This window comes from Mucilaginibacter sp. P4_E8 (assembly GCF_056401495.1).
Genome location: NZ_JBFUJG010000023.1, coordinates 13,246 through 25,940 on the forward strand (window position 1 = coordinate 13,246; position 12,695 = coordinate 25,940).

Annotated in this window: 8 protein-coding genes; 7 read left to right on the forward strand and 1 reads right to left on the reverse strand. The window is 42.4% G+C overall.

Annotated features, from left to right (window positions below):
• Positions 1 to 45 precede the first annotated feature (45 nt).
• Positions 46 to 2,889, forward strand: coding sequence for a TonB-dependent receptor (locus AC1DRQ_RS11980; protein ID WP_477424628.1), 2,844 nt, complete (start codon positions 46 to 48; stop codon positions 2,887 to 2,889).
• 568 nt (positions 2,890 to 3,457) lie between these two features.
• Here AC1DRQ_RS11980 and AC1DRQ_RS11985 read toward each other — a convergent pair.
• On the reverse strand, positions 3,458 to 4,693 hold the full coding sequence (locus AC1DRQ_RS11985; protein ID WP_429398330.1) for an outer membrane protein: 1,236 nt from the start codon (positions 4,691 to 4,693) through the stop codon (positions 3,458 to 3,460).
• Positions 4,694 to 4,834: 141 nt separating this feature from the next.
• Here AC1DRQ_RS11985 and AC1DRQ_RS11990 point away from each other — a divergent pair, with 141 nt between their 5' ends.
• The 6 genes from AC1DRQ_RS11990 to AC1DRQ_RS12015 all read left to right on the forward strand — a co-directional run bounded on the left by AC1DRQ_RS11990 (position 4,835) and on the right by AC1DRQ_RS12015 (position 12,665).
• Entirely contained in the window at positions 4,835 to 5,704 is an 870-nt protein-coding gene (locus AC1DRQ_RS11990) for an AraC family transcriptional regulator (RefSeq protein ID WP_429398328.1), read from the forward strand.
• A 249-nt stretch (positions 5,705 to 5,953) separates the two neighbouring features.
• On the forward strand, positions 5,954 to 8,374 hold the full coding sequence (locus AC1DRQ_RS11995; protein ID WP_477424631.1) for an ABC transporter permease: 2,421 nt from the start codon (positions 5,954 to 5,956) through the stop codon (positions 8,372 to 8,374).
• A 12-nt stretch (positions 8,375 to 8,386) separates the two neighbouring features.
• Positions 8,387 to 8,920, forward strand: coding sequence for an N-acetyltransferase family protein (locus AC1DRQ_RS12000; RefSeq protein ID WP_477424633.1), 534 nt, complete (start codon positions 8,387 to 8,389; stop codon positions 8,918 to 8,920).
• Positions 8,921 to 9,245: 325 nt separating this feature from the next.
• The gene (locus AC1DRQ_RS12005; RefSeq protein WP_477424635.1) at positions 9,246 to 9,578 is read left to right on the forward strand and encodes an L-rhamnose mutarotase; all 333 of its coding nucleotides are present in this window, start codon (positions 9,246 to 9,248) and stop codon (positions 9,576 to 9,578) included.
• Between the two features lie 24 nt (positions 9,579 to 9,602).
• Positions 9,603 to 10,964 carry an alpha-L-fucosidase gene (locus tag AC1DRQ_RS12010; protein WP_477424637.1) on the forward strand — a complete coding sequence of 454 codons (1,362 nt, stop codon included), beginning with the start codon at positions 9,603 to 9,605 and terminating at the stop codon, positions 10,962 to 10,964.
• A gap of 39 nt (positions 10,965 to 11,003) precedes the next feature.
• Positions 11,004 to 12,665 carry a UxaA family hydrolase gene (locus AC1DRQ_RS12015; protein ID WP_477424639.1) on the forward strand — a complete coding sequence of 554 codons (1,662 nt, stop codon included), beginning with the start codon at positions 11,004 to 11,006 and terminating at the stop codon, positions 12,663 to 12,665.
• The last annotated feature ends 30 nt before the right edge of the window (positions 12,666 to 12,695 follow it).

Sequence of the window (12,695 nt, forward strand, 5' to 3'; positions counted from 1 at the left end):
ATAAAAGTGGTAGTGTTTTTTTGTGACTAATCATATCACCATAAAATGAAATTTCTATACGTACTCATAGCCGCTGCATTTTTGCTTAACCTTAATACCTACGCCCAAAGCGGTCGTGAGGTTAGCGGAACGGTGCAGGATTCAACCGGGGTTACTTTGCCCGGCACCACTGTACAATTGCTAACCGGTACAGACAGTACCACCGTAATTACCAATGCTAAAGGTGGTTTTGTTTTTAACCCGGTAAAGGCCAACCAGTTTAGTTTGGTTGTAAGATCAATAGGTTACAGAGCCTTAAAACGCAGGTTTATTTTAAATGCCGATAATAAGCCCGTAACGCTGGCACCCATCATCCTGAAAACCGAAACTTACATGTTAAACACAGTTACTATTGCCGATGTAAACCCGGTAAAGTTAAAGGAAGACACCATTGAATTTAATGCCGATGCTTACAAAGTACGTGATAATGCACCTGTTGAGGATGTTTTGAAAAAACTGCCTGGTGTTGACGTTGATAAAGATGGAAATGTAACCGCGCAAGGCAAAAGCGTAACCAAAGTAAGGGTGAACGGTAAGGACTTTTTTGGGGGAGATTTGAAAACAGCCACGAAGAATTTACCTGCCGATATTGTACAAAATATACAGATCATTGATGATTATGGCGATCAGGCTAATTTAACGGGTGTAAAAACCGGTGAGCCTGATAAGGTTTTAAACATTACCATAAAACAGAGTAAAAACTACGGTTACTTTGGCCAGGCCAGTGTAGGTGGGGGCAAGGATGCCATACCCGGCATAGCCAGCGATAAAGAAGGGAACCGCTATGTGGCCCAGGCAAACGTGTTCAGTTTTAGTGGCGATAGGCAGTTGGCCTTTTTGGGCAATTTAAATAACACCAATACCAACCTGTTTAGCTTTGGTGCCGGTGGTCCACGGGGTGGTGGTCCTGGTGGGCCACCCGGGGGAAGGAATAGTTCCTCAACCAATGGTATAACCACTGCCCGCTCATTTGGATTTAATTACCGCGATAGCTGGAGTAAAAAAATAACGGCCTATGGTAGTTATAGTTTTGCCGATAATTCGGTTTTTACATTGAGCAATACTATCCAAAATAACCTGTCGCCCAGCAACCCAAGTACCAGTACGCAAACTAATTCGCAAAATGATGAGAACCTGAATCACCGCTTTAATTTTAATATAGAATACAAGCCCGATACGGTTAATTATGTAAAAATAACCCCATCATTTGCCTACGCCAAAGTAAATAGCACGCAGGCAGGCAGCAACAGCCTCATCAATAATGCTGAAACCATCTCCAATTATAATTTTAATACCCTGAGTAATTCGTCTGAACCAAATTACGGGGCCAACATATTATTTAACCACCGGTTTAACAGTCACGGGCGTAACTTGAGCTTAAACGTGGGTGCCGGCAGTTACAGCATTAATAAATACCAAAACCCGGTTTATACTTATATTGAAGGAGCCGCAAACGCGCCGCTTAATCAGTTCATTAATACCGATAGCCATACCGATAGTATTGGTACCACATTATCATTTTTAGAGCCGGTAAGCAAAAGGGGATACCTGGAACTCAATTATGCCTATCATTATGCCTATACCACTGCCGATAAACTGACAGATACACTGGCCGATAATGGCAACCGTGAGCAGTATGATCTGTTGAGCAATAACTATAATTCTACTTTTATCACCAACCGCTTTGGGCTTAACTACCGTTTTATTGCCAAAAAGTATAACTATACCTTAGGTGTGGTGGCCCAGCCATCGGTTTTAAAGGGCCAATCGTCAATGGCAGGGACGTCAACCAATATCAGTATGTTTAATTTTGCGCCTACGGCAAGGTTCATTTATAATTTTTCGCGTAATCAATCATTAAGCTTTAATTATAACGGCAGCAGCAGCCCGCCAACTTATACCGAGCTGCAGCCGGTGACTGATTTTTCGAACGCATCATACCCGGTACAGGGTAACCCTGATCTGAAACCGGAGTTTAATAATAGCCTTTCTATCAAGTATAACAAGTTCAATTTCGAAACCGGAAATGTGTTTTTCAGTAATTTTTCGTTCACCAAAACCGATAATAAAATTGTGGCCAATACCATTAACTACCCTAAAGTTTACGCGCCCGATAGCAAGCTGGCCGGTAGTATATTAACGCAGTATTTAAATGCAGATGGCTATTATTCGGCTTCGGGTTTTTATGTGTTTGCCAAGCCATGGGAAAAAAGAAAGTATAATTTATTTTTTATTGGTAACATTTCATACAATAACAACGTCTCATATATATCTAACGTAGATGCTGATACCTATCAAATGACTACAGAGAAAAACATCGCCAAAAACCTGGTACTATCGCAAGGCGTACGCTTTCGCGTGAGCATTGCCGATGTTATTGATGCGGAAGCCAGTACCTCCTACAGCATTAACAAATCAAATAACTCCGTAAGCCAGGCCAACATCAACAATAATTTCAGGATGCTTAACCTGGGAGTTAACGGTAAAAATTACGTATGGAAAAACTGGACCCTGAGCTACGATTACTCCAAAGTATTGTACTATGGTTATACCGGTGCCACCAACCCTAACATACTGAATACCTACATAGAACGCAGGTTTTTAAAACAAAACGTTGGTACGCTCCGTTTATCAGCAATGGATGTGTTTAACCAGAATACCGGTTATACCAGTACCCAAAGCGGAAGCTATGTAACACAAACGAATTCGAACCGTTTAGGGCGATACTACCTGCTTACATTTACACTTAAACTACAGAAATTTGCCGGAAAAAGGCCAACCATGGGAGGACCAGGGGGGCCAGGCGGACCACCACCTGGCGGCGGCCCCGGAGGACCGCCACCGTTTTAAGACTGATAAAGCCTTAAAAAATATTTAAGACCTTACCATCCCTGAGAAAGATGGTGAGATAGATCAAACATGAGGTTGATCTGGATTTAGTTGATGTTATTGATTTATTCAATAACCGCGCGTTCCGGGGGTGAGATACCGGAACGCTTTTTTATTTAGTTGATATACGTAGATTGCGTCATTTAAGTTTGATAATTTTCAGTTTTTATATCAGATTATTGTTCCACAGCGAAAGCGTATTTGTTAACGATTGATGCTGCATTTACTAAATATAACGAAATAATAAAAAGCTACACGTAACGCGTGCCAAATTCTGTTCATAAGGCGTTAACCCCGTTTATTTAGGTTTAAAATAATAAAAGCAATAGTTTAAATTAGGTTGAGTGTGTATTGAACACTAACAAATATAAACTATTGCTTTTAAATCACTCAATCGATTGTGAAAAAAAATATACTTTTTTTTGCCTCTAATAAAGTGGCCTTAGCTACAAAAAATTATAATGAATGTTTGCCCTGATATTGATCAACACAATAGCACATTTGTAGCCGGTTCCAGGTTGTTTTATTATTAAAACGAATAATTTAAGCCTGCCTGAATGCTGCTGGCCACTATATCATATTCCGCGGCGTCTGTAAAAGGGGCCGAAGCGCTGTATGATACAAAAAGGTCATATTTTTTATTAAGTACTATACCAACTTTTAGCGGAAATGAAGTCCACCCTTTAGTAACTTTCGGATCAGCATGTGCAGCACTTACCTTATTGTCATAATTAATGGTAACGTAATTATCTTTATATCGGGATATGTTTAACGAAGCACCCGCGGCACCATAAAACTTAAGATGGTCGGTATTATAAAAATTATATAACAGCTGGGGTATTATTGATAAGGTATATTGGTCTAACTTGTAATTATAAGTGGCTCCATTTAGTGGTACACTTGCATTAATCCTGTTAGCCCAAAAAGCGGCTTCAATCCTGAATATAAACCTGCCTACATTTGGATTGGCTAATACGTTGAGCCCGGCTGCTATCCTTGGAAGCACCGATGTTGAGTAAGTGTAAGTTGTTGAAGAAATTAAGCTTTCGGTTTTTATTATTCCGACATTTACACCAATGCCCACAAAAAATATAGTGCCTTTATTAAGCGGAGAAGCCTTTTTAATTTCCTTTTTACTAATACGGTTAATAATGCCTGTTATGAGCTCTATATCAGAAAGTTTATAATCGGCCCTTTCGGTTTGTATTTTTAAGACCTCGTTGTCAACATTATATTTTATGGCCAGTGCATACAACTGGCGCATGTATCCATTTTCGTTTACAGTTTTTCCGCCATCATCATATAGTCGATAAACCAACTCAATGGGTTTATTGTCTGTGTTTTCTGACACAAAAAAGTGGTTCTTTGAGCCCTCGAAATATTCGTAAAGCGTTATGCTTTTACCTTTCTGAATAACTTTCAAAAATAAAGAATCGGTAATAGTGCTGGTATCGCGGCCAACGGTCATTGAATTTACATTGACACGGTCGATATTAAGTGTTCCAATATGTCGCTGATAGGACTCAAAGCCGGTTACATCAAAAAATGAAATATCAGCGGGTCCAAGGCTATGGGTATTGTTTCCATCAGCGGTTGTTTTGAAATTAATTTTCCGTGGATTGGTTGCCCATTCGCGCATGTCAATAAAGCCGCGTAAAGTATCGCCTTTAACGGTTATAGCGTAGCCTGGTTTATAATTGCTTTGGGCGTAAGAAAAAAAAGGTAATAATAGAGCAGGTAATAATAATTTGTAAAAGTGTTTCATTCAGATTGGTTTAGGTTTGAAATCGGCGGCAAGATATTAAAATAATAATAACAATCATTTTACAATGATCATCAGAATTAAAAATGAGCTATTTTTACATTTTTTATATACATTTACCCCTTCAATTGTAAATTAAGTTGAATGAAACCTCTTTTACTAAAAGTTTCTTCGGGCCCTGCGCACTCATTTAGCGTAAGGCATGATGTGTTGCCCGATATAAATAACAGGTGGCATTGCCATCCTGAGCTTGAACTGATATATTTTAAAAAAGGCAGCGGGACACAGTTTATCGGTGATAGTATTAAGCAGTTTAAAGCCGGTGATATGACCCTGGTTGGATCAAACCTGCCGCACTACTGGCGTTTTGATGATGCTTATTTTCATCACGACGAAAATGTAAAGGTGGAGATGATCGTGGTGCATTTTTGCGAAAACTTTTGGGGCGACCAGTTTTTACAACTGCCGGAAAATAAACTGATAAAAGTTTTACTGGAACGGTCAAAAAGGGGCTTGCAAATAACAGGCGGCACTAAAGATAAAGTAGCCGATCTGCTGGCGGCTATGCTGAATACTGATGGCGCCGACAGGATCATCATGCTGCTTAAGGCCCTCAATACCGTGGCCACTACCAACCCGGTAAACTACCTTACATCCATTGGTTTTAAATATGACCATAACGAATCAGAGAACGACAGGCTGAATAATATTTATGAATACTCGGTACGTAATTTCAGGAAAAAGATATACCTGGACGAAATAGCCGAAATAGCCGGGGTAAGTTCCAACTCATTTTGCCGGTACTTTAAATCCAAAACCCGCAAAACGTATTCGCAGTTCATTATTGAGATCAAGGTGGGCTATGCCTGCAAACTACTGATTGAAGACAAGCTGAACATTAAGCAATTGTGTTACGATAGTGGATTCAATAATTTTTCGACCTTTCATAAACACTTTAAACAAGTAACCGGCAAAAGCCCGCTCATGTATCAAAAGGAGTTTACCAAGAACTGAACGCCTCACTTAATCCTCTGCAAAGAAGAGGGCTTTAAATCATTAAAAACACGTCATTGCGAGGTACGAAGCAATCTCTATGCTGTACAGAGCAGCCTTAAAGTTTAACCCTTATACGATGCACCTACTTTTGTAGAGATTGCTTCGCGCCTCGCAATGCCGTGCCCGTTATTTTGTAACACCCGCGGCAATGAACGGGATTGAACTTTACCAAAAAACCTTATATTTAGCATTCAACCTTTGCACTTTATGATCCGTAACATTCTGCTGGTTACTTACCGCAACCTTGTAAAAAACAAAATATACACTTTTATTAATGTAACTGGTTTGGCACTGGGTATGGCGGCATTCATGCTCATTACCGCATTTGTGAATTTTGAAAAAAGCTTTGACCGCATCCACCCGGATGCGGCTCACATTTATCGTGTTGAGAGTCAGTTTTACCGTGGAAATAACCTTACCGATAGCTGGCCTACCAGCACCAATGGATATGCCACAGCCATGAAAGCCAACCTGCCCGAAATTGCTTCATACGCCCGTATTAACTGGAGCAATTCAGAAAGGGTAGTAAAATATAACAACACCAAATACCGTGAAACACATGTTTGCTTTGCCGACAGTAACTTCTTTAGTTTTTTTGCCTATCCGCTGGTAAAGGGCGATCCCTTAACGGTGCTTAAAGAGGTAAATACCATGGTGATCTCGCAATCGGCAGCAAAAAAGTATTTTGGCAATGCCGATCCTGTGGGCAAGTTCCTGGATATAACTACCCTGAGCGATAGTTACCATTGCATGGTTACCGGTGTGTTTAAAGACATCCCAGCCAACTCCACCATGCAGTTTAGTTTTCTGATATCATGGGCTACCACACCAAAGTTTTTGAAAGATTTTTGGTATCAGCACGAAAGCTACACTTTTGTAAAGCTTAACCCCGGAGCCAGTGCTTTGGCGGTAGAAGCTAAATTTCCGGCACTTGCCGAAAGGTATAAAACAGGCCCGTCGCTAAAAGATCTGAAATGGGGTATCCAATTGGTACCACTTACCAATATTCACTTAAACCCGGCAAAACCCAATGAAGTTGAGGTTAAAGGCAACCGCTTCGCGGTTAATTTTTTAAATGTAATAGCTTATATCATCCTGCTTATAGCCTGTATCAATTATATTAACCTGGCCACAACCAAATCAGTCGACAGGGCCCGTGAGGTAGGTATCCGCAAAGTAAGCGGGGCGCACGCGTCACAACTTATTCTCCAGTTCCTGATGGAGTCGTTCATTATCAACATAGCTGCCCTGTTTGCGGCCATTATACTAGTGATGGGTGCCCGCTATGGCCTGCTGCATTATTTATATGATAGCAATACTTATGGCCTGTTGTTTGATGGCGCGTTATTATTAAAAATAAGTGCTGTGTTTTTAGGCTGTATTTTAATATCGGGCATTTACCCGGCTACAGTGCTGGCCCGGTTAAAACCTATAGCGGTGCTTAAAGGGCGGTTCGCGTTTTCAAAAAGCGGGGTGTTGTTGCGCAGGGGGATGGTGGCCTTTCAGTTTATGGCATCCGTACTGCTTATTGCGGGTACCTTTGCTGTTTACAGGCAAATTGTTTACATGAGCAGCCAAAGTACCGGGGTAAACATTAACCAAACCATCGTTATAAAAACACCGGTAAATACAAGCAATTACGCGCAAAAAACCAATAGCTTTAAAAATACGCTGCTGGCGTTTCCCGGTGTAAAAGTGGTTACATTGTCGGGTGCGGTACCAGGTAAGGAGGTGGGCAAATTTTTAGCCAACCGGCGTTTTGGTGCGCCAAAATCAGAGGAGCGCACCTATGAAATGCTGCGGGTTGATCATGATTTTATCCAGGCCTATAATATGCAACTGGTTGCAGGCAGGGCCTTTGATAAAAGTCGCCCTGCGGATTCAACCGGAATGGTGCTTAATGAATCGGCAGTAAAACAGTTTGGTTTTAACTCCCCGCAGGATGCCATCGGTAAAAAAATATGGATCGAAACTTTAGAAAAACGGCCAAATGAGATCATTGGTGTGATAAAGGATTATCACCAGCAATCGCTGCAACAAAAATATACCCCGGTAATATTGTTCATGGACCCCGGTTTGTCATGGATCCCGGCCGATTATTTTTCGGTTAAAGTAAGCCAGCATAACATGGCCCAAATGGTGAACAACATTAAAGGTACCTGGGATAACAACTTTCCCGAATCGTCATTTGATTTCTTTTTCCTTGACGATTTTTATAACCGACAGTATAGCCAGGAAACCCAGTTCGGCCATGTGTTTACCCTGTTCTCATCACTGGCTATATTTATAGCTTGTATTGGTCTTTTTGGCTTAACCGCCTACTCTGCGGCCCGCCGCACCAAAGAAATAGGCGTACGCAAAGTTTTGGGCGCATCGGTACAAAATATCATTTCCCTGCTCACCTGGGATGTGGTGAAGCTTATACTGATATCAAGCCTGTTTGCCTTGCCTGTTGCGTACATATTTATTAACCAATGGCTTAATAATTACGCGTTTAGGGTAACACTAACCTGGTGGCAGTTTGTGCTGCCAGTATTTGCTTTAATAAGCATCGCGGTAGCAACTACGTTCTATTTAACATTTAGGGCGGCGTTGGCAAATCCTACTTCATCGTTGAGGAATGAATGATATCGAATAATTATGTCATCTATCAAAATTGAACCCTTAAATAACACACTACAAACCCGTGAGGTGTTGAGCGAAATACTGGTTGAAGTAGTAGCTAACGGTGGATCGGTTAGTTTCATGCACCCGCTGGCATTAGAGGAGGCCAATGCCTTTTGGGATGGCTCGCTTGCTGCGGCCGAAAAAGGTGAACGCATAGTGCTGGGCGCATTTGATGGCGATATCCTTGCAGGGACTGTAACGCTGCTGCTTAGCCTCCCACCCAACCAGCCGCACCGGGCCGAAATAGCCAAAATGATGACCCGCATCAGCTATCGGGGCAGGGGCATTGCCAAAGCGCTGATGCAAGTTGCAGAACGTTTAGCCATTGAGCAAAAGAAAACCCTACTGGTTCTTGATACCGCGGAAGAAGATGGAGCATCCGCACTTTACGAAAAGCTGGGTTTCACCCTCACCGGTGTGATCCCGGAGTTTGCGTTAAAGCCCCACGGCGGCTTAACCGGGACTATGGTTTATTGGAAAAGGATTGGTTTTAGAGAGAAATCCTAAATATCAACCTACTTTTCGGGCAAGAATTCGTAAGTATTCGAAAAAATAAAGAAAGCCTGGCTTAGTGCGATTCCTTCCTTGGGGAAGGGGGAGGTAGGGGTTTCGTAGGCATTGCACGCTTGTGTCACGTGTAGACACCCCTCCCTGCCACTACACAATCCATCACACCCCTCCCGTGGGGAGGGAATATATATATATCGGATCAAAATACTCACAACCCTTCCCATGCCAAAAAAGCTGAACACTTTGACGATTTTCTGATAACTATTTTACAGCAAACCTTATTTCTTTGTACTACCAATACCACCTGATTTATAACATATTTATGGGCCACAGATATTGCTTAGCGCTTGATTTAGTTGATGACGAAGGTTTGATTGCCGAATACGAAAAGTATCATGAAGCCATATGGCCCGAGATCCGTAAAAGCATCGTCGACTCGGGCATCACCAATATGGAGATCTACCGTTTTGATGTGCGTTTATTTATGATCATGGAAACTGACGACAGCTTCAGCTTTGAACAAAAAGCCGCTGTGGATGACGCCAACCCCAAAGTGCAGGAATGGGAAACCCTGATGTGGAAATACCAACAACCTGTAAAAGGCGCCCTGAAGGGCGAAAAGTGGGTTTTGATGAATAAAATATTTGCCTTGTAACCAATGCCAACTAAATAAATAATTATGCTTAGAAGAACACAATTACTATTAGCGCTGGTGCTTTTAACCGTCTCACAGGTATCTGCACAAAAAATGATAGGCAACGAAACCGATGCCCAAAAAGAAAAACGTATGGAGTGGTGGAAAGACGACCGCTTCGGCATGTTTATTCACTGGGGCTTGTACTCGGGAGCGGCCAGGCACGAGTGGGTAAAGCATAATGAAAAGATTGATAATGCGGGTTATCAAAAATATTTCGATCAGTTTAACCCCGATATGTTCGATCCGCAAAAATGGGCGAAACAAGCTAAAGCCGCGGGTATGAAATACGCGGTATTGACCACCAAACACCATGAAGGTTTTTGTTTGTTCGATTCGAAATTTACCGATTACAAAGCTCCCAATACCAAAGCCAAACGCGACCTGGTACGCGAGTATGTGAACGCTTTCCGCGGGCAGGGCCTAAAGGTTGGGTTTTATTATTCCCTGCTCGATTGGCACCACCCTGATTATACCATTGACGAAATTCACCCGCAATCGCCAAAAGATAAAAGCGATGCCTCTTATGCCGCTTTGAATAAAAATCGTGATATGGCCAAATATCGTCAGTACATGCGCAACCAAATCACGGAGCTATTGACCAAATATGGGAAAATAGATATCCTATGGCTTGATTTTTCATTCCCTCGTAAAGATGGTCATGGAAAAGGCAAGGACGAATGGGGATCAGTTGAACTGTTAAAATTGATCAGGAAACTACAACCAGGTATTATTGTAGATAACAGGCTTAACCTGGAAGAATATAAGGACGGAGCCGATTTTGAGACCCCTGAGCAGGTAAGCACCGCCGAACTATTAAAATATCGGGGCAAAACATGGGAAACCTGCCAAACCTTTTCGGGTTCATGGGGATACTATCGTGATGAAAATACCTGGAAAACACATCGTCAGCTGCTTGATCTGTTAATTACTTCGGCAAGTAACGGCGGTAACCTGATCCTGAATGTTGGCCCAACAGCCCGCGGCGAATTTGATTTTCGTGCCACCCGTGCCCTGGATAGCTTGAGCCATTGGATGCATGCCAACAGCAACGCTATTTATAACTGTACCTACGCGCCTGATACTTATAAAAAACCCGATAGCTCAAAACTTACCTATAATAAAGCAACCAAACGTTTATACGTACATTTGTATAACTATCCCAATACAGGCTCAATTGTTTTACCGGGATACAATGGTAAAATATCATACGCGCAGTTTTTAAATGATCATTCAGAGCTTTTGTTTAAACCATCGGCAACAAACCCAGAAGATCTGGTGTTAACGCTGCCAACCAAAAAGCCCGATTACGAGATACCGGTTATTGAATTAACGCTCAATAATTAGATAAAAGAATATAGATAAAGGAATAAGGAACTTGATATAATGTCAGCACAAAAAGAAACATTTTTAAGGATACACCCGCATGATAATGTGCTGGTAGCCCTGCAAAATCTGGAGCAGGGAACAATGATAAGCTTTGAGGGCAATACCTTTGCTTTAGCTGATCGTATAGCAGCAAAACATAAATTTGCCATAAACGAGCTACCGGCGGGTCACGAAATTTATATGTATGGCGTATTGGTAGGTAAAGCAACAAGTACCATACCGCAAGGTGGCCTGTTGAGTACGCAGAATGTTCACCATGCGTCAGACGGTTTTCATTTGGGCGAACGTAAACTGCAATGGCACCAGCCTGATACGGGCAATTTCGAAGGCAAAACATTTAAGGGCTATCACCGTGCCGATGGTTCGGTGGGTACCAGCAATTACTGGATAGTTGTACCCCTTGTATTTTGCGAAAACCGTAACATCAATGTGTTAAAAGAAGCCCTGGTTGATAAGCTGGGTTATAAAAAAGCCAAAAGCTATGAGGGTGACGTGGAGCAGCTGATGGAGCTTTACCAGGCAGGTAAATCGGTTGAGGAAATTTTGAATGCCGATATTCAGGCCTCCACCGAAAGGCCGGATTCTAAACGCTTATTCAAAAATATAGATGGTATTAAGTTTTTAAACCATAGCATGGGCTGCGGCGGTACCAAGGATGATTCAGATGCCCTATGCGGTTTAATCGCGGGTTATATCACCCATCCAAATGTAGCTGGGGCAACCATTTTAAGTTTAGGATGCCAGCATGCCCAGGTAAGTATTTTACAGGCCGAGATAGCCAAACGTGATCCCAATTTCAGCAAACCAATAGTGGTACTGGAGCAGCAAAAAGTAGGTACCGAAAGCGAACTGTTACAACAAGCTCTGAAGCAAACTTTTGCCGGTTTGGTACAAGCAAACCAAACACAACGTGAGCCTGCACCGTTATCAAAACTTTGTATTGGTATGGAGTGCGGTGGGTCTGATGGGTTTTCGGGCATTTCGGCAAACCCAGCTTTGGGTTATGTGTCTGATCTTCTTGTAACTATGGGCGGCTCGGTGATCCTTGCAGAGTTCCCTGAACTTTGTGGTGTGGAGCAGGAACTAAGCGACCGTTGTGTTGACGAAGAAACCGCCAACCGCTTTATGCATTTAATGACCACCTACAACGCCCGTGCAGAGGCAGATGGCTCAGGATTTTATGCCAACCCATCACCCGGAAATATCCGGGACGGTTTAATTACCGATGCCATTAAATCGGCAGGAGCAGCTAAAAAAGGAGGGACATCACCAGTTGCCGCCGTGCTTGATTATCCTGAAAAAGTAACCAAAGCAGGTTTAAACCTGCTTTGTACTCCCGGCAGCGATGTAGAAAGCACCACCGCCGAAGTAGGATCAGGCGCCAATATCGTGTTGTTCACCACCGGTTTGGGCACGCCAACCGGTAACCCGATAACTCCGGTAGTAAAACTATCAACCAATACGGTCATGTTCGAAAAAATGCCCGATATTATCGACATTAACTGCGGTACCATTATTGAAGGCGATGAAACCATTCAGCAAGCTGGCGAGCGTATATTAAACTATGTGATACAGGTTGCCAGCGGCGAGGCCGAGCCTAAAGCAGTAAAATTAGGTCAGGATGATTTTATACCATGGAAAAGGGGAGTATCGTTATAAAAGAAGCCTCACCCAACTCTCTCCTTCAGG

Bases quoted from the DNA above. Each gene is read 5' to 3' on its own strand.
- AC1DRQ_RS12010 (WP_477424637.1), top strand. From the start codon at position 9,603: ATGCTTAGAAGAACACAATTACTATTAGCGCTGGTGCTTTTAACCGTC.
- AC1DRQ_RS12000 (WP_477424633.1), top strand. From the start codon at position 8,387: ATGTCATCTATCAAAATTGAACCCTTAAATAACACACTACAAACCCGT.
- AC1DRQ_RS11980 (WP_477424628.1), top strand. From the start codon at position 46: ATGAAATTTCTATACGTACTCATAGCCGCTGCATTTTTGCTTAACCTT.
- AC1DRQ_RS11995 (WP_477424631.1), top strand. From the start codon at position 5,954: ATGATCCGTAACATTCTGCTGGTTACTTACCGCAACCTTGTAAAAAAC.
- AC1DRQ_RS12015 (WP_477424639.1), top strand. From the start codon at position 11,004: ATGTCAGCACAAAAAGAAACATTTTTAAGGATACACCCGCATGATAAT.
- AC1DRQ_RS12005 (WP_477424635.1), top strand. From the start codon at position 9,246: ATGGGCCACAGATATTGCTTAGCGCTTGATTTAGTTGATGACGAAGGT.
- AC1DRQ_RS11990 (WP_429398328.1), top strand. From the start codon at position 4,835: ATGAAACCTCTTTTACTAAAAGTTTCTTCGGGCCCTGCGCACTCATTT.
- AC1DRQ_RS11985 (WP_429398330.1), bottom strand. From the start codon at position 4,693: ATGAAACACTTTTACAAATTATTATTACCTGCTCTATTATTACCTTTT.